Origin of the sequence: Arthrobacter sp. TS-15, from assembly GCF_006964045.1 — a bacterium.
Lineage (GTDB): Bacteria > Actinomycetota > Actinomycetes > Actinomycetales > Micrococcaceae > Arthrobacter.
The window spans coordinates 256,862-276,248 of record NZ_SDXQ01000031.1 but is presented as its reverse complement, the minus strand read 5'-3'; the positions used below and the strand labels follow the sequence as shown (position 1 = coordinate 276,248).

9 protein-coding genes are annotated in these 19,387 nt (G+C 67.4%); 8 read left to right on the top strand and 1 reads right to left on the bottom strand.

The window, feature by feature from the left end; translation table 11 throughout:
* The 3 genes from EU811_RS13690 to EU811_RS13680 form a co-directional block, all read left to right on the top strand.
* The coding region (locus tag EU811_RS13690; protein ID WP_238703405.1) for a hypothetical protein at positions 1 to 1,080 on the top strand (1,080 nt) is incomplete at its 5' end.
* A gap of 94 nt (positions 1,081 to 1,174) precedes the next feature.
* Positions 1,175 to 3,451 carry a relaxase MobL gene (mobL, locus tag EU811_RS13685; protein WP_142938904.1) on the top strand — a complete coding sequence of 759 codons (2,277 nt, stop codon included), beginning with the start codon at positions 1,175 to 1,177 and terminating at the stop codon, positions 3,449 to 3,451.
* A gap of 159 nt (positions 3,452 to 3,610) precedes the next feature.
* Positions 3,611 to 4,150 carry a hypothetical protein gene (locus EU811_RS13680; protein WP_071416492.1) on the top strand — a complete coding sequence of 180 codons (540 nt, stop codon included), beginning with the start codon at positions 3,611 to 3,613 and terminating at the stop codon, positions 4,148 to 4,150.
* A gap of 363 nt (positions 4,151 to 4,513) precedes the next feature.
* Here EU811_RS13680 and EU811_RS13675 read toward each other — a convergent pair whose 3' ends face one another.
* Positions 4,514 to 5,041 carry a hypothetical protein gene (locus EU811_RS13675; RefSeq protein WP_142938903.1) on the bottom strand — a complete coding sequence of 176 codons (528 nt, stop codon included), beginning with the start codon at positions 5,039 to 5,041 and terminating at the stop codon, positions 4,514 to 4,516.
* A gap of 16 nt (positions 5,042 to 5,057) precedes the next feature.
* On the opposite strand from EU811_RS13675, the gene EU811_RS13670 reads away from it, so the two are divergent.
* The 5 genes from EU811_RS13670 (at position 5,058) to EU811_RS13650 (ending at position 19,387) form a co-directional block, all read left to right on the top strand.
* Positions 5,058 to 5,330, top strand: coding sequence for a hypothetical protein (locus EU811_RS13670; protein ID WP_142938902.1), 273 nt, complete (start codon positions 5,058 to 5,060; stop codon positions 5,328 to 5,330).
* A gap of 165 nt (positions 5,331 to 5,495) precedes the next feature.
* A complete protein-coding gene (locus tag EU811_RS13665; RefSeq protein WP_202979323.1) occupies positions 5,496 to 7,250 on the top strand; it encodes an AAA family ATPase in 1,755 nt (584 codons plus the stop codon).
* A 132-nt stretch (positions 7,251 to 7,382) separates the two neighbouring features.
* Complete coding sequence (locus EU811_RS13660) at positions 7,383 to 9,440, top strand: hypothetical protein (protein WP_142938900.1); 2,058 nt, start codon at positions 7,383 to 7,385, stop codon at positions 9,438 to 9,440.
* 124 nt (positions 9,441 to 9,564) lie between these two features.
* The gene (locus EU811_RS13655; RefSeq protein WP_142938899.1) at positions 9,565 to 13,659 is read left to right on the top strand and encodes a type IV secretory system conjugative DNA transfer family protein; all 4,095 of its coding nucleotides are present in this window, start codon (positions 9,565 to 9,567) and stop codon (positions 13,657 to 13,659) included.
* 166 nt (positions 13,660 to 13,825) lie between these two features.
* On the top strand, positions 13,826 to 19,387 hold the full coding sequence (locus EU811_RS13650; RefSeq protein ID WP_142938898.1) for a hypothetical protein: 5,562 nt from the start codon (positions 13,826 to 13,828) through the stop codon (positions 19,385 to 19,387).

Sequence of the window (19,387 nt, the reverse complement as noted above, 5' to 3'; positions counted from 1 at the left end):
GGCCACCGCCGCCCCCAGGACCACCCGCCCGAGCCAGAAGACCAACCGGAAGAGGAGCAACTGATGCGCACTGCTGGACTGATGATGAATGACGTGTGGGCCGACCGGGCCCTGCGGGAGCGTGGCGTGCAGGCGCACCGCTACGACGGCCTCGATGCCCAGATCGGGGTGCTGGTCGACTCTGTCGAGCTCAAGCACCGCGGCAAGGAGGAGAACTACCGGCCCTATCTGCACGTCGTGGGCGAGCTGCGCTCGATCACTCCCGCCGAGCCGCTTCCGTACGGGATCACCCAGGTGACCTACTCGCACGGCCAGGGCGAGAAGGTCGACGCCTTCTACGAGTTCGACGACGAGCAGCTGGTCGCACTGGCGGCCAAGGGCTACTTCAGCCCTTCGTTCACCGTGCCCGACCAGCTCACGGGGATCGAGTGGGAGCTGCCCGCCAGGGTGGATGCCCTCGTGCTCACCCCGTCCGGGGACCAGGCCGATGCCCCCGTGGTCTCTATGAACGTGCACCGCATCGCCGATCTCGAGATCGACCTGGCCTCCACCGAGTACGACCTGGCGGCCTACTTCGCTGATCGCTCCAAGGATGGTCATGGTCTGGTTGAGTCCGTCGTCGACCAGCGGGGCCTGCGGGCCCGCTCCGACGCGATCAACTCGCTGTTCAGCGAGGACGAGCTCGACTTGGTCGCGCAGGCGGAGAACCTCCAGCGGCCGGAGGCGCAGCAGCCGGCTGCCGAGGGCGTCACCGCGCAGTTGCTGGCGGTCGAGGCCGAGATCACCGCGGAGCGCGAGCGGTATCAGGCTGAGCTGGAGCGCACTGAGGGCACGCCCGAGCACCTGTATCACCAGCGTGTGGCCCCGGCCCTGCACCTGGACGGACCGGAGGATGCTGCCGTCCCTGCGGACGCGGAGCCGGATGCCGGCGCGACCCACGATCTGGACTTTGGTCTGGATGAGGAGGCCACCGGGCAGGAGGTGCCCGCGCCGACGCTCGAGGAGCGCAAGCGCGAGGCCTCCCGCCGCGCCGCCGACCTCGACTTCGGCGAGGAAGACGGGCACGGCCTGGGCCACTGAGGCCGAGGCGGGCAGAGCAGTCAGGACGGGCCCCGGTCGCTGGAGGACAGCGGCCGGGGTTCTGTGCATTCACACGACGGAGGGATGAGGCGGGATGGGCCTGAAGCAGTCAGTGGTCATCGTCAACGAGTTCAGTGTGCCGCTGCCCGGCGGCAAGGGGTCCCGGGGCGGCACCCCCGGCGACTACGTCACCCGGTACATGGCGCGCGAGCAGGCGACTGAGTCGCTCGCGCCGATCCAGCGGCTGCGCACGGACGACTTCATCCTGCGCTACATGGCCCGCGATTGCGCGGTCGAGCGCGCCGGGACGAGCAGGGTCGAGGCCAAGACGATAATGCGCCAGGCCCAGGGCGATGGCGGCGTGGCCTTCGGCTACGGCTCAGTGTCGCTCTCCGACGAGCAGCTGCGGGCTGCATCCCGGGACATCCAGAAACACTTCGAGAGCGGCAAGACGGTGCTGAAGACCGTGCTCTCCTTCGATGAGGAATACCTGAAACGGCACCGCATCGTCGGCGAGGACTTTCACTGCGAAGGCCGCGGGGACTACCGCGGCCACATCGACCAGATGAAGCTGCGGATGGCGATCATGCACGGGTTGGAGCGGATGAGCTCGGGCACGAGCGGTTTCGACGACCTGCGCTACGTCGGCGTGATCCAGGTCGACACCGAGCACGTCCACTGCCACCTGGCGATGGTCGACGCCGGACACGGCCACCTGGCTAAGGACGGCACCCAGCGGGGCAAGCTTCTGGACCGGCACAAGTCCCGGTTGCGGCGCGGCGTGGACGCCTGGCTGGACGAGAAGCAGGCCGTCGCGCACCTGTCCAGCGCCGTCGGTTACGAGCGCAGGAACGTGACGACCTTCATCAAGCGCTGGGCACACGAGCGCATGCGCTCAGAGGCCCTCCCCCAGTTCCTGCTGGCCTGCCTGCCCGCCGACCGCTCGCTGTGGCGCGCCGGAACCAACGATCTGCGGATGCGCAAAGCCAACCGTCTGGTCTCCGAGCTGGTGGCCGAGCAGCTGGAGCGGCCGGGCTCTCCGCTGCCGGCGGCAATGGAGAGGGTCGTGGAGTACGCCAATCAGCGCCGCAAGGCCGAGGGCCTGCCCACCGACGCGTGGCAGCGCCTGGTCGACGCGGGTCGCAGCCAGATCACCGAGCGGGCGGTCAACGGCGTCTACCAGATGCTGCGCGCCCTGCCCGAGGAGGAGCTGCGGGTGCGTACGCCGATGCTTGAGGTGATGGGTATGGACTACGCCGAGATGGCCGCCCTGGCCGCAGAGCGCCAGCAGCAGCACGGCAGCTCGGAGGACGATGTCGTCTCCTTCGGCTTCCGGCTGCGCAGCTATGCCTCCCGCCTGCAGCATCACAAGTCCAAAGCCAGCGCCTACCGGGACCTGGCACGGCAATGGGAGCGTGCCGAGAAGGCTGAAGTGGCCGTAGAGGACTCCCGGCCGCTCTACGACTTCTACCGCTACGAAGAGGACTGGCACCGGCGGGTGATGAGCAAGTACCAGCACTTCCTGCCGTTTGTCGGCGACGCCAGCCAGTGGTACGCCCAGCAGCAGGAGGTCGCCGCGTACGGCCAGCGCCTGCTCTCGCTGATGGCGCTGCGCCAGGACGCCTCGCTGCAGCGGATGAAGGACGCCGACCAGGCCGAGGAGATGGGCCGCGAAATCTACGGCCAGCCCGGCGGACGGCACCTGACCGCGGGCAAGGCCGGACGGGCGGTGCTGGACGCGCGCATCGAGACGATGAAGCAGGTCTACGACGAACGGCTCCAGGAGCTGCGCACCGACCTGGCCGACTCGGGGCTGGTGCTCGTCGCCGGTCCTGCTGACCAGCGCAGCGCCGTCGCCGGCGGGGATACGGCGCTCTCCACCCAGCTGTCGATCGAGACCGGGACCGTACACCCCTTCGACGAGGTCAAGGCACTGGACCTGCATCACCTGGGCTATGACTTCGTGGCCGATGTCGAGATCGGCGAGCGGGCCCGGCGGGAGTTCACCGCAGCCGCGGCCGAACGCCGCCGGCTGCTGCTGGCGGCCATGGAGTACCTCGACCAGTCAGGCCAGTCCGAGGCGATCGCCGACCTCCCGGTCGACGACATCGCCGCGATGACCCGGGTCTCGCGGGAACTGGTTCCGGTGGAGGACGGCTCCACGCGGCCGGTTCTGCGTTCGAGGATCGCGGCGCTGCGCGAAGAGCAGGAACAGGCGGCCCGGATGCGCCGGTCGAAGGCCTCCTCGCTGGACGCCGGCCTGGTGGTGCGCGTCCAGCAGCGGGTCGACGCCGCGGTGGCTGGTGCCGATGTCCTCCCCGGCCCCGAGCAGGAGCCGGCAGGGCGGCCCGACGGCATCCAGCACGAGTAGGGACACGAGTTGAAAGATCATTCGAATGGTTGCGGAATTATCTATAGGAGTATTAGTGTATAGAGCAGTTCGGCAGGCACTTCGGGGCTTTGCTCGGACGACGTGAATGATCAAGGCCGTTCTGCCGAGTGGCGGACGGAACGACGAAAGGACGAGATCATGGCACTTCTCAAGGGCAAGGGCGCAATGACCGGGGTCAACCTCATCGCCAAGGTCTATGACAACGGCGCGACCAAGGACGGCAAGTCGCACTACGCCGACATCCAGGTCGACGCCCGCGACTCGCGCGGACCGGAGCAGAGCAACCTGCACCTGAAGTCCGAGCGCGTGAAGGGCCCGGACGGCAAGGAGCGCTTCGCCAACACCGCCCCCTACTCGGTGGGCCAGCTGGAGGAGATCGTCAAGGCCGCGGGCCCGAATACGGAGCCGCTGCTCAACAAGGACGGCGAGAAGGTCGGCACCGTCTACGGCTTCAAGGGCAACGTGATGCCGGCCTCGCGCGGCACCGGTCTGGTGGTCAACACCAAGTCCGTGGAGGCCAGCGACTTCAAGGTCGACGCCAAGACCCTGGACAACCAGTTCGCCTCCATGAAGGCGGCCAAGGAGGCCCAGGCGGCTGCCAAGCAGAGCCAGGCCGGTCCGGAGCAGACCGCCCAGGCCGAGCAGGTCGTCGAGGCCGAGGCCCCCGCGGTCGGCTGACACCGATCCACGGCTCAGCAGAACTCATTGAAAGGCCCCCGGAGAGACCTCTCCGGGGGCCTTTCGCATAGAGAGGAACGAATCATCATGGCAGATCTCAGTAAAGGTTCCCAGGGCCGACCGGAGCACGGCCAGCGCCCGACGTCGTACACGCCCGAGCAGCTGGCGGCGATCCGCGGGGCCACCCCCGATACCGGAGTGCAGCGGGGCCCGAGCTCGCAGGCGGGCCTCGGCGCGGTGCGGGGTCCCCGATACAGCGTGCCCTCCTCCCCCGCTCCCGGCCAGCCGGGCTCGAGGTTCAACCCCAACATGGTCGAGCGGCGGCCGCGCCCGCAGGCTGAGCCGGCACCGGGGATGATCACTTCAGCGGATGTGCCGAAGCCGGAATCGGCCCGGCAGGAGCAGCCCCAGGCGAAGCAGGCCCATGCCGGCGGCACGGTTCAGGGTCCGGTGAAGGTCCCGCTCACCCAGCGGGCCGCCGGGTCGAAGGTCGGACAGGCCGTGCAGTCCGGGGGCCGCCGCGAGGGAGCCAGGCGGCTCGGCACCGAGGCCATGCAGGATGCCGCGGCCCACGCCCAACGTGCCCAGCAGTCTGGTGCATCGACCAGGGGCGTCGCCGCCAGCGCCGCCAGGGGAGCTGCCGTGGGTGCAGCCCGCGGGCTGCACACGGAGCTGGCCGGACATGGCGGACAGAAGGCCCCCCAGGGCTCCGCTGCCGGGGCGGACCTGGTCGGGCGGATGGGCTCGGTTGTCGGCCGTGGTGCTCAGGAGCAGCTGCCGGGCACCTCGCCGCAGGGACGGAAGCCGGTCAGCGAGAGGTACGACTATCAGTTCGAGGGCCAGGGCGAGCCCGAGGGCACCGAGCAGCAGCGCGGGGCCTGAGACAGGCACGGAGGAGGAGAAGGCTATGGCGACGAACGATCCCAGCCCACTGAGCGGCACGAGCCTGCTGGAGCTGGGCCTGGACGAGATCACGGCCCCGGACGAGGGCATGGACATGTGGGCGGAGGCCGGGCGCGCCCTGGTCGACCGCGTGGGTGCCTCGATGCGTCAGCAGCGCGAGGCGAACGAGCGGGCACGGTGCGACCGGGAGTCCAGCAGGCCGCTGAGCGAGCGGTACGACTACCAGTTCGAGCAGGGTGGGGCTTCGTCCCAGGAGGACCGCCAGCAGGGGCTGTGACAGCACCCCTACGGAGTGAATGGCCAGGAGGCCCCCGGATATGAGTCCGGGGGCCTTTCACTGTCCTATCACAGTCTAGCCGAATGGTGTCATGATAGACTTTCGACTGATCTATCAGATGAATTCAAGTCTTGGCGAGAGGTCTTCCACGGCATGTTCCATGAAGTGCACCTGAATGAGGGCTATCCGCTCCTGTCGAAGCTGTCGGACCCGCTCAAGAGGGCCGAGCGCGAGATCGTCGGCCGCGAGCACGAGAAGCTCCAGCTGCTGGCCTCGATGAGCAGGCCAGAGCTGTGCAACGCCCTGCTCCTGGCCGAGGCAGGTACGGGTAAGACCGCTCTCGTCCAGGCCACGATGGCCGCTGACGCCGAGCGGCTCTATCTCGAGGTCGATCCGTCCCGGATGATCTCCGAGGCCGGTGACTCGGACCGCATGGCCGCCATGCTCAAGGGCTTCTTCGACGAGGCCGAGCACTTCGTGGCGGACGAGAAGCAGGAGCTGGTCCTGTTCATCGACGAGTTCCACCAGATCATCCAGCTTTCCGATGCTGCGGTTGAGGCGGTCAAGCCGGTGCTGGCCGCCTCCGGGGCACGCGGCATCCGAATCATCGCCGCGACGACCTATGACGAGTTCCACAGGCACATTGCACCGAATCAGCCGCTGGTTGAACGGCTGCAGCGCATCAACCTGACGCCGCCGGACCAGGAGACGACGATCCGGATTCTGCAGGGCATGGCCGAGCACTACGACGTCGCCGACCAGTTCTACGACGACCACATCTACCGGCAGATCTATGAGTACACCGAGCGCTACATGCCGGCGAGCTCGCAGCCGCGCAAGTCGATCCTGGTGCTGGACAGCATGGTTGGCTGGCACCGCCTCACCAAGCGGGCGCTGGACCGCGATCTGCTCTCGGACGTGCTCCAGGAGTCTCTGGGCGTCAACGTTGCCTTCAAGGTCGACGGCGCGAAGATCAAGGAGCAGCTGGACTCGAAGGTGTTCAGCCAGGACCTGGCCACGCGTGCGGTCGCGCGGCGGCTGCAGCTGTCGGTCGCGGACCTGAACGACAAGGGCCGGCCGGAGGCCTCGCTGCTGTTCACGGGGTCGACCGGCGTGGGTAAGACCGAGCTTGCCAAGCAGCTGGCACGGCTGCTCTTCGGTGACGACCAGCGCCACCTGATCCGATTCGACATGTCCGAGTACGCCCAGGACTCCTCGATGGACCTGTTTCGCTCCGAGCTGACGAAGCGGGTCTGGGACCTCTCGCACGCCGTACTGCTGTTCGACGAGGTCGAGAAGGCCTCGGCGATGGTCACCCGTCTGCTGCTGCAGGTGCTCGACGACGGCCGGCTCTCCGACGACAACAACCGCGAGGTCAGCTTCCTGAACACCTACATCGTCATGACGACGAACGCAGGCTCGGAGATTTACAAGACCATCGCGCAGTATGCGGCCGACGACACGGGCTCGGGCGAGCAGCTGCTGAAGTACGACAAGCTCATCCGCCGCTCGATCACCGAGACCTCGGCGGATAACCGCTTCCCGCCCGAGCTGTTGGGCCGTATCGACGCCATCGTCCCGTTCCAGCCGCTCTCCGAGGACACGCAGCGCAAGATCGTGCGCAACAAGCTGCGCCACATGGTGCAGGAGGTCCTCATCAAGCACAACGTGCGGGTGGACATCGACCAGAGGGTCCTGCAGTACCTCATCGACGACAAGGGCGATACCGACTCCAATGCCGGCGGTGCCCGTGGCGCGGTGGCGAAGATGACCGACGAGGTCACCACCGGAGTGGCGACGTTCATCAACGAGCATCCCTCTGAGCGGCGGATCCGGATCGACGTCGTCGGCGAGTTGGCGAGCGATCACAAGGACATGCTCACCTCCGATGCGTGCATCGAGGTGAGCGCCGTGCGCTGATCTGCGCCAGCGGTCATTGCGGGCCATTCGGCGTCGTGTTGAATTGCCTATCATTGCACCTATCGACTCATAGGCGATAGGATACTCATATACCAGGCGAACTGCGTTTCATCATCGAAGGGATCGACACCAATGGGCATTCTGGGCACGGCTGCGGGAAGCCGGAACAAGGATCGGAAGAAGAAGCCTGACGAGCTGCTCTCGTCCGTGGTCAGGGAGACGGCGATCCCCGCAGCAGTCGACCTGCTGCGGTCGAACGCGAAGTTCGTCTTCCCCAGCGGCACGGCGTGGGTCATGCTCGTGCTGGCCGCCGAGTCCATCGGCGGGCTGAGCAAGCGGCACGGCCGCGACGAGGCGAAGGGCTCGCTCATCGAGCTCATTGACTCCGACCAGATCAGGACCGTCGCCACGGCAGAGATGCTGGGCGAAGAGGTCTTCGGCATCATCCCCAACACGGAGACGCTTGCGCGCATGGAGGAGTACTCGCTCCTGGCTGGCGCGGAGTACTCCTGGGCGGTCGTCTGGCAGAAGCCCAGCGGCGAGCTGCTGGTGGACCTGGTCGCCGAGGCCACGTTCAAGCAGGCCCAGGAGGTCGCTTCCGGCACGCTGAGCCTCGAGGAGGCTGTCGGAGCGCAGGCCTGGCGCGAGCACAGCGGCGTCACCACCGACGAGCCCGGGACCCTTCCCGCGGTGGACGCGGACGCTGTTGCTGCCGTGGACACCGGCGACGAAGGTGACCCGATCTTCGACTCGATTCCCGGCGGGGGCGAGGGTGCCGGTGACGAGCCGGTCTTCGACGCTGCGGGCGATGAGCCCGTGTTCGACGACGAAGCCGTCGGCTTCGGATACGAGGACGCGGCCCCGGTTGCGGTGGAGCCGGAGCCCGGCTTCGACGGCACGGCCGGCTTCGAGGAGTCCGGTCCTGTGACCGCCGACGATATGACGTACGCCCCGGCCGAGGAGGAAGCCGTCCTGCTGGAGAACCAGGAGCAGGTGCGCGAGGTCATCGCCCGCCGCTTCCTCTCCGAGGACCTGGACCTCGACGTGCGCCTGGACGAGTTCAATGCGACCTTCGCCATCGGCGCGCCGGTCGTGCAGATCGAGGTGCCGCAGGGTGCGACCGAATGGCTCGGCGACCAGGTCGCCCAGCTCAACCGGCAGGCCAATGCCGACCTTGCCCAGCTGCGGTGGGCGCACGAGGACGAACTGCGCACGCTGTACGTGAACCTCATGTCGGCCCACGTCGAGCAGGTCATCCGTGACGTGGCCACCGACCGCGAGGGCTCGCGCTATAAGGCACTCAAGGACGGCACCGAGGCGGCGCACCGCGAGCGGGAGTCCGAGAAGGAACAGCGGATCCGCACCCGTAAGGCCGAGATCGTCCAGGACTACGAGGCCCAGGCGAAGAAGCTCGCCGAGCAGGCCGCCCTCCAGGCGGAGATCCAGTACAAGGAGCGCAACCGCTCCCGCATGGAGCGCGAGCAGGCCGACGCCGTCGCCGAGATCGAGCGGGTGCTCGAGAACTCCTACTCGCACGACCGCCAGGAGATCCTGCGCGTGCGCCGCTCCGACGCCGCCCTGAAGATGCAGGTCGGCACTACGCGGATCTTCGAGGTCCTGGCCGAGAAGCAGAAGGCCTACCTCGAGGCCGAGGAGCAGCGTCTGGGGCAGTGGAAGGCCGAGATCCAGCGGATCGTCGACGACAACCGCAAGGCGGACATCGCCCAGGCCGAGGCTCTGGCAGAGCACCAGCGCACCACCGACGAGATCGGCGTCCTGCGCCGCGAGCAGGAGGCGCTGCTGGAGTCGATCCGCAACGAGCACGCCGACCGCATCCGCCGGATGGAGGACGAGCTCGACCGCAACCGCAAGGACGCGATCACCCAGATGCAGGCCCGCGAGACGGAATGGCAGCACAGCCTGTCCCTCGAGAAGGAGAAGACCGACTCGGCCACGCAGCGGAACACGGACCTGCTGCAGCAGATGGAGGTTGTCGAGGACTCGGTCAAGCGCCGTTACGAGGCACGGCTGGAGGAGATGGCTGCGGACAAGGAGTCCTACGCCAGCGAGCTGGCAAGGGCTTCGGAGATCCAGAGCCGCTACAACAAGATGCTCATCGCCCTGATCGTCGCGCTGCCCGTGCTCGGCGGCGTCGCCGGCTTCATCGGCGGGGCAGCCATGGGCGGCTGATCCGACTCGGAGATCGACGAGTCTGACGGCGCATGGGGCTCGCACCCCGTGCGCCGTCGGCGTCTTCCGGGATCACAACAGGCGCAGGACACACAGACACACGCGGAAACAGGCAGGGAGAACCATGGCAGGCAGCAAGCGCAGGGCGGCACGGCCCAAGGCCAGCGGCTGGGAGAAGATCTCGGCGCGTCGGCCGGAGGAGACGCTGACGAACCGGGACGTCTATGAAGACCAGCAGCTGGACCGCGGCGAGCGGCTGAGCAAGAAGTCGAACACGTCGGGCCTCGTGCTCGCCGGCGTCGCTGGCCTGTTGGTCGCGATCGTGGCGTGGGTGCTGTACTCGGTCATTGCTACGGCAGTGCTCACGCTCGGGGCGACGATGGGCGGTGGCCTGGGCGGAAACAGCAGCGGAAAGCCGGACTCGTACTACGTGGAGGACACGACGACAGGCCAGGGCGGGGCCCCGATGACGTGCTACCGCGCCGTCAACGAGAAGGGTAACCCCGAGATCGGCTCGAAGTGCTACCCGGATCTCAAGGACGTCCCGGTGCCAGCGTGGTGGACCCACGCAGGCAGCGCCGCCCAGGACGCCCCGAAGGTTGACCAGGGGGCTACGCCCGCGGCGACGAACGTCGGCGGGCAGCTGGGGTCCGTCACCGGGTTCAAGCTCTTCCTGACGCTGGGATCGGGCGCGCTGGTCATGATCGTGATCTCCACCTGGACCGGACGCCAGGTCGCCAAGCACAACGCGACGGTCGACCACACGGACATCAACGACCACCGCAACGACCAGCACATCGCGCTGCCGGAGGAGGTCCAGCAGAACTACGACTGGTTCCCGGACGCCGGTGCGCACTCGGGGGTGCAGGTCAGCTCGATGATCAGTCACATGATGCTCAGCAAGAAGGGGCTGGGCACGGTCAAGGTCTCCCGGCGCGCAGAGTCCGACGTGATTGACCAGGACGGCAACATCGTCTACTACAAGGGTGAGGTCATGGACGGCGACGACGGCGAGCCGCTGGTCGAGACCCTGCCGCTGATCGACGAGGAGTTCGGCCAGGCGCTCTTCGACGCCTCGGGCCTGCCCCGGGACAAGCGGCTGCGCCGGAAGTATGACGCAACGGTGATCCCGTACAACCCGCCGACCGAGGAGAGCCGGCGCAAGGCCAAAGAGGCGAAGGACCCTGGGAAGCTCCAGGGCGCGAACCGTGACAAGCTCGGGCCCTACCGTACGGTGTCTGACCTGATCACCGATGACTGGGAGTTCCCGGCGTACGAAGTCCAGCGCCCTGCCGGTGCCTACATCGTCGACACTGCTCCCGTGAACACGATGGTGCTGGCCATCACCCGGGCGGGCAAGGGCCAGACCTACATCGAGCCGATGATCGACATGTGGTCGAGGGAGAAGAAGCCCTCGAACATGGTCATCAACGACCCCAAGGGCGAGCTGCTCGTCAAGAACTACATCCCGCTGGTCACGCGCGGCTTCGAGCCGGTGCAGTTCAACCTGATCAACGCGATGAAGACCGACATCTACAACCCGCTGGGCATGGCCGCCGACGCCGCCCGCGAGGGCGACTCGACCAAGTGCGCGCTCTACATCGAGAACATTGGCGAGGTTTTCTTCCCGCTGGACGGCGGTGAGGACCCGGTCTGGCCGAACGCGGCGAACAACGCCTTCAAACGGGCCGCCTACGGTCTCATCGACTACTACCTCGAGGAGGAGCGTGAGCTGCGCGAGTACGCAGCAGCCACCGGCATGGACCCGGGCACGCTGGAGCAGCGGCTGGACGACATGTGGGGAAAGGTCACGCTGTACAACTGCTACCAGCTCTTCGTGCAGCTGACCTCGAAGAAGTGGAAGAACCCCGCTGCCGAGCTGGAGAAGCGCATCAAGAACGGCGAGTTCGAAGAGGACGAGGACGCCCTGGCCGAGGAGCAGGCCAAGGTCGCCGAGAAGGATTTCCTGTGGGAGGGCAAGGCCGAGCAGGACCTGCTCACGCTCTACTTCAACGCCACCCAGGCCCTGCCGCGCAACTCGATGCGCACGCTCGTCGGCAACGCCCACAACGCCCTGGTCGCCATGGCCGGTGCGGAGAAGATGATGTCCTCGGTCTACGGCATCGCGATCACGGGCATGAGCTTCTTCACCGACCCGACGATCTCGACCCTGACCTCGGGTAAGCCGAGCCAGAACACTGACCTGGCGGGTTTGTCCTTCCCGCGGCGGCTGGGCGTGCGGTTCTCGCCGAACTTCATGAAGCGCGACCACCTGCTCGGCCAGATGGCGAGCTGGTCGGCGTACGCGGACCCGATGTTCATCCAGAACCTTGGCAAGGACTTCGAGCACTCGGAGATCGTCGGCCGCGTGGGCTGGGCGCGCTACAACTTCAAGGGAATCTTCCCCGGCGACGAGGCCTGGCTGAAGCTGGAGCTGAAGAACCCGCAGAGCGGCATGCTCGTGCGCACTTTCTACTTCCACTTCCGCAAGAGCTACCAGCTCTCCCTCAACGGCCGGCACTTCGTGGTCGAGCCGGTCACCGGCAAGAAGATCGTGAAGAACGGCGTGCTGCGCGAGCTGCGGCCGGTGCGGGAGGGTGGCACCCGCGACGGGAAGATCCTCTCGTTCCAGCCCGGCGACACGACCTTTCCGAGCCGCAAGCTGGACTTCTCCGGCGGAGGGCACCCTGAGGAGGTCGAGGTCCGGGCGCGCGCGATCACGCAGACGATGGCGCGGTACTCGGAGTCGCCCAAGGCGGTCTTTCTCGTCACTCCCCCACACCTGATGAAGTACGCCAAGCTGATCCTGATCCTGGTCAAGCAGCTGGTGGACGTCTCGTTTGACCAGTCGTACATGACCAAGTCGAACCAGAAGCCGCTCTACCGCACCCGGTTCATGCTCGACGAGCTCGGCAACCTGCAGTCCGACGGTAATGGCATCGCCGGCTTCGAGACCATGCTCTCCATCGGCCTCGGCCAGGAGCAGCAGTTCACGCTTATCCTGCAGACGCTGCAGCAGCTGCGCGACGTCTACGGCGAGTCGGTCGACAAGATTGTGCAGGGAAACACCAGCAACATCGTCTTCCTCAAGTCGACCGACGACTCGATGATTGAGACGCTGGAGAAGATGAGCGGCAAGACTCACCGTACCCACGCCAGCTCGAAGCAGATCACGCAGAACCTGGACAAGGTGGTCGGCGGGAAGACGGACGGAGCGATTTCGCGCACCTGGTCGACGGAGGAGGAGCCGCTGATCAAGTACAACGATTTCGCCTTCCTCTCGCCGCGCAACTCGATCGTGCTGCGCGCCGGCGACGCGCCGGTCTGGAACCGCAACGAGACGATCCTGCCGATGTCATTCAAGCTGCTCGGCAACACGATCACCCACCCGGGGCACGAGTACTCGCTGCAGACGATCCCCACGCTCAGCTCCGCGATGGAGTTCGACGTGCGCATGAATCAGCCGGACTTCGTCAAGATGCTCGACAAGCGCATGGCCCAGGCGGTCAGGGCGGCCGACGCCAAGACGCTCTACCAGGAGACGTACGACTACAAGGACATCGACATCGAGCGCCTCGACCCGGACGTCTACTCGGACGAGGTCATGGAGGTCATCACGCGGATGGTTTTCACCGACGAGAGTGGCGATCCCAACGCCCCGGTGGTCGTGGACCCGGACGACTACGAGGCCATGATGCTGGGCAACGACGAGGAGTTCCTGGAGGACGTGGAGGTGGCCGCGACCGTGGCTGCCCACCAGGCGACGCAGAAGGACCACAAGCGCCTGGTCTACGCCGAGGGCACGGTCAGCAAGGAGATGCTGATCAATCTCGACGGCTCGGCGAAGGTCAAGGCCCTGGACCTTGAGATTGGTGAGGCGTATAAGACCGCGCTGGTGGAGATGCAGCGGGACCGCGAGCACTTCTCAGTCGGCGGGGACGGCGAGCTGCGCAGCGCCGACGGGTCAAAGACCTACATCAGCCAGGTCCGTTCCGATGCCTACACCGACGCCGCCCGCAGGATCAACGGCCAGATCAGCGACGAGGGCTCGCGCGTGTTCGCCGAACAGGACGTGACCGAGGAGGATCTGCGGTCGCTGGCCACGGTCAAGGTGCACGCCGCCTTTTACACGTACCTGGCCTCGCTGCCCAGCTGGGAGGTCCTGGCCGACGGGGCTTTCGACCGGGCCATGGCCGTAGAGATGAAGTCCCGGGGGTAGTGCCGGCGGGTCTATTCGCTCCGTGCCGGGACAGTCGATGCAATTCGACTGTCCCGGCATTCGTCTTTTGGCTCGTTTCTGACTCGTCTATCGCTTCCATTCGAATCGTCGGGGTATGATCTATACATAGTTATGTCCCCGAGCGTCCACAGGAGGCTGAGTAGCAATGAAGAAGGCACACGGACTGAGGCGGTACTTCTACGAGTACGTCTTCTACAAGGCAGTCGAGCAGGCCCGGGAACAGAGCGGGGAGATCATTCCCATCTCCCAGGCGAAGGCCATCCGCGGACGGGTTGACCAGATCCTCGGCCAGCGCGGAACCGCCCTGGCTGATCCCGGACTCGGCGTCACCGCGTGTCTGACTGCGATCGACACGGCCTTCTCCGAGCGCGTCCCGGACTACGAGCCGCAGTTCGGCGACCACTCCCCCGCCAACGAGCGCTACCAGACGCTGCAGCGTGAGTTCACCCGTGCCACGGGTGTCGGAGCGGAGATTGACCCGCGTTCGGCGCGGCTGCCGATCAGCCCTTACGACCCGGCCTGGTCCGAGCGTGCGACGGTGAAGCGCGCAGGTACCGAGCTGCTGTACATTCCCGACGAGACGATCGTGAAGAACGCCGGCGGCGAGGTGGAGTCCTTGTCTGAGCCGCGCCGCGGGAACATGACGCTCTGGCGGCTCGACGAGGACGGTAAGCCGTACGAGGCCGGCCGCGCCATGACCAACGACGACGCCGCAGGCCTCACGGCGCTCATGGACAAGATGAGCCGCCAGGAGTACGACCAGGTCCGCGAGTGGGTCATCGACGGCGGACGCGACCCGCAGACCGGCCGCGTTGACCGCAACCGTTTTATGTCCCAGCGGGCGGAGGCGCGCTCGGCGGCGCTGCTCGAGGAGCTGAAGTCCCAGGGCGTGGCCTACGAGGTCCTGCGCGACCGTGAGCCCGGGCAGATCAAGGCCCGGATCTCCGGGACCGGCATGGAGATCCGTCTCACTGACACGCGCCAGGAGGAGTACGCCGGGGCGCGCATCTATGACAACGGAACGGTGCTGCGCTACAGCACCAATCACCGGGTGCCCGGCGGCATGGCCGTGCCCGCCCCGACCTCCGAGGACGCCGTGCGGCTGTTGCGTTTCGCCCAAGGCCTGCCCATTGAACGCGACGATCTTCCCGGCACGGTGGTCGGCGTCGTCGGCTCCAGCCACCCCGAGCATGGCCGCGGCCGCTCCCTCATCGACGTGCCGGACAGCTATCACGTCGACCGCGAGAGCATGTTCGTCGTCGCGGACTATATCGTCCCCGGTGAGAGCGCCCCGCGCCCCGGGTCCAAGGTCATGCTGCGCCGGGATGCCAAGAACCGCTCCCTGCCGACCTTCTTCGTGGATGCAGAGCCGGCCGAGGCCTACGGTCGCGAGGCCGTGGACACCGCGCGGGAGAACCTGCGCGCCGCCCTGGGCGTCGAGGAGCTGATTCTGCGCGCGGAGTCTGAGCTGCAGCGCACCGAGGGCGCGCTCGACGAGATCGAGCCCCCGGAGTATGCCTCTGACCCCGAGGTCGCGGCGATCCAGCGCTCATATTGGGACGTACTCACCGGAGCGCGCAGCGAGCTGTTGCGTCCGGGCGCGACCGAGGAGATGTACCAGGAGCGCCTGGAGGAGATCGGCGAGCTGCAGGCCGGTGAGCTTCCGGACCTGGGCAACCTGGTCTATGGTGGCACGGCCGCCGACAAGGTCCGTGCGCACGCTGATGACGTTCCGTTCGAGCTGGTCGGCACCTGGGATGCCGAGCCGCACCTGATCGACGGCGAGTGGCTCGACCAGCGCTTCGACCCCGCCCGCGTCGCCAAGTACATGACCAGCCCGACCGGCCAGTGGTCGAACCTGGACAATCTCGCCTCGGCGCTGCGCCGCTGCGGGGTGCCTCCCACCGAGCTCATGGGTACCAGCTTCCAGGCGACCCGCTTCAAGGACCGGATCGTCTCCTTCCACGCGGCCACCGCCGCCCCCATCGCCGAGCATCCCTCGGAGTTCATGCGTCGGATCGGTCAGACCGTCCGGGAGAGCATCGAGCGCAACGCCGCGACGCCGGGTGAGATCCTGGTCGACGCGCAGGGCGTCATCAGCTGGACCGCCGAAAAGCTGCGTCGTGACGGCAAGGCCACGCCGGTCTCCGGTGAGATCGGCCAGGTCTTCGATGTCGGCAGCCATGGGGAAATTGTCACGCGCTTCGCCAGTGGCGAGAACGCGCTGATCGTCCCCGGCTACGAGGCGCGGATCAAGGCCCAGACCCCGGGCGAGGCCCCCAAGTCGGTCGAGGAGCGCACGGTGCTGCGCGGCTACGAACAGCTGATGCACGAGCGCATCCAGTACCAGCTTGCCGGTGACCTCGTCTCCGGCCGCAGCCGGACCGGCGAGCCGGCCTCGCTGAACGCGGTGTACTCGCAGCTCTACGGTACCAAGCACCCGGTTGACTTCATCGAACGGGCCACGACGTATGAGGTCGACCCCGCCACCGGCAAGGCCACCGCACGACTGGACGAGTGGACGGCCTCGATCCTCGAGACCGAGGCCAAGCGCGTGCGCTACTCCAACGAGATCAAGCAGGGCTCGACGATCTACGCCGAGTACCGCGCCGAACGCGATCGCACCGACCCGGCCGACGACAACGTCTTCGACGCCTGGCGGCTCACCGGTGGACGGAACATGACGGTGCTCACGGGAACCGACCGTAACCATGTGACGGCTCCCGGCGGCTTCTTCGATCCGGTGATGACCGGCGGCGCGACCAACCAGGGCATCGTGCGCTACCTCACCGAGGACGCCGCCGTGCGCCCCGACGGCACGATTGAGCCGGGTGACCCGGAGACCGTGACCGGCTCCCGCGCCCCGCTGATGAGCCGGCCGGAGCTGGAGACGCTGCGCTATGACCCGTTCGACCGGCAGCAGATGACGGCCTCGACGATCATGCAGTCTTCCGAGGTGACGAAGCCGACCGGCACCGCTCTGATGACCTTCGGCGGCTGGACGGCCGACGACCCGATCGTGGTGTCGACGGAGTTCTCCGAGCGGCACCGCATCCGCGGGGCCGGTGGCCAGCTGCGCGACCTCGTCGTGGGCGACAAGATCAGCGATCTGCACGGCAACAAGGGTGTCGTCTCTCTGGTGGTCGACCGCCACATGGACCCGGACGAGGCGCGTGCCCAGGGCCTGGAGCAGGAGGTGGCCTGGTTCGGGGAGAACCCGGGCATCGACGTGGTGATGAGCCCGTTTTCGCTGATCTCCCGCCGCAACGCCGGATCGGCGCGCGAGCTGATGGGCGGTGCCGTGGGCGACATCCGCCGCCCGGCCGTCCAGGGCCCCGAGGCCGGGCCGGTCGACGGAGGGTTGGGCGAGATGCGGTTCGTGGTCACCCACATGGCTGTCGACGAGAAGACTAAGATCTACGACGACGAACAGGTGCGCGCCGGCAAGGGGCGCAAGGCCTCCTCGCAGCTGGCCTGGGCGCTGCAGTCCCAGGACTGCCCGGCGATCATGCGCGAGTTCTACGGCCACAACTCCGGTGCCGAGTCGAACCTGCGCGAGTATCTGCTGGTGGCGGGACTGGACATGGAGGCCGACGGCACCCTGCGCGTCGTGGGCCAAGCCGAGAGTGTCGACGAGCGGCCCGAGCGCCGCCTGATCCCGATGCCAGAACTGATGCGCACGCAGCCGCGCAGCGAGGGCGCGACGCCGGGGCTGAACACCACGGCCATGCGCAAGTCCTTCGGCGACCTGATCGGCGATCGCGGCGGCGACATGGAAATCCCCTTTCCGCTGACCTACCCGACGGGTCAGCTGACCGAGACGGTCAGCGCGACTTCGTGGAAGCTGCCGGTGCTCTCTTCGCACCTGCGCAGCGGCCAGGAGTTCGACGACGGCACGTCCGTCACGCACGACTACACGCGCAGCTACCAGGACGTCTTCGTCGAAGCCTGCCGCTACCGGTACATGGCCGAGCAGCTGGACGACCACGGCCTGTCGCCGGACAAGCGCGCCGAGGTGCGCCGGGGCATGAGCGAGTCTGTCTCGCGGGCACAGCGTGCCTTCGAGGCGATCACCACGGACGTGCAGAACCGCGTGCTGACCGGCAAGAACAACATCTTCAAGACCGGGCTGATGAGCTCGCGCCTGTCGGACTCGGCCACGATGGTCTGGACCGCCGACCCTCGGCTGGACATCGATCAGATCGCTCTGAGTTCGGTCAAGGCCGAGCAGCTGGGCCTGGCCGAAGGCGATCACGCGCTGGTCTGGCGCGACCCGGTCCTGCGCGACGCCGGCGTGCGCTACATGCGCGTGGCGATCGACGACCGGCTCACCGGCGCGGCGATCAACCCGGTGATGGACCAGTGCTTCGACGGCGACTTCGACGGTGATGCGGTCGCCGTGGTGAGGCTGCACAGCGAGGCCGCCAAGGCCGAGGCGATGGCCAGGCTCTCGGTCGGAGCGAACCTCCTGGACACCGGCGTGGTGAAGGCCGACGGCTCGCACCCGCTGGCCATGCAGGTCTCGCTGGACACCCAGGTGGCGCTGTCCAAGAACCCGGAGCTGGCGGAGAGTCTTGAGAGTGCCGTCAAGGAGGCGAACCGCCTGCGGTTCGTCAGCGATCCGCACGAGGTTGCCGCCGGCCACGAGGTCCTCGTCGAGGAGCTCAGCGATCTCTATCGCTCGGCACAGCGCGGCGAGTTCGGCTCGGCGCTGACCTTCAGCAGCCGCGAGGCGCACTTGCAGAGCGTGCGCGAAGTCTGCGTCGAGACCGGAGCCAAGGGCAGCGAGAAGAAGCTCGGGGACTACGCCCGCAACCTCGGCGACGAGCAGGGTACGCCGGGCATCACGCAGGAGGACCAGGAGGCCTCGATGTTCGCCACGGCGATCAAGGCCCACGGCACGGGACTGGGTGGCTCGTTCTCCCAGCGTGCGGTGCGCGCCCTGCGCGGCGCTGACCTGAAGGCGGTGCTTGAGGTGACCTATCCGGTGACCCAGTCGATCCTGCAGGCCAAGCACGACGCTGCGGAGGCCCGGCACAAGTACGAGATGTTGCAGGGTCCCGGGCGCGATCTGTGGCGCGGCCGCAAGCTTGAGCACACCGGCCCCGGCCAGTGGCGTCCCGAGTTCGCCGACGGCGAGGCTGTCCAGGCCACGGCCGAGGAGTGGGAGGCCCAGTTCGTTGAGTTCTACGAGGCCAAGGACGGGTTCAACGTTTCGGTCAACCCGGACTGCGTCGCCCGTGTCGCCCGCGCGCTGGAGGACCCGAAGTCGGGCCTGGTGCGCAACCTCGAGGAGGACCCGTCCCTGGCGGGCACGGTGATGGACCGTATGGCCTACGGCGGCGACTTCGAGGCGCTGGTGCAGGCTGCGAAGAATCGCGAGAGCGTCTTCGACGGCGAGAAGAACGAGCAGTTCGCCTCAGCGGGCACCCGCCGTGCCCGGGCCGCGGCGGCGCGCGAGCTCGACGCGTTCGCGGCGCACGGCCTCGACGGGCTGGACGGCCTGGACTCCGCGGAGGCCGCGGTGGATGCCTCGGTCCTCAAGCGTGACGTGCTCGCGCAGACCGGGGACGGGGCCGCCAGGGCGCGCGGTGCCAGCCGGCGCTCGGCACACGCCGTCGGCGTGGGCGGCCGTCACCCGGCCTGGACGCCGAGCTACGAGACCGGGCAGCAGCAGAGTGACGACGACTATGGACTGGGAGGCTGA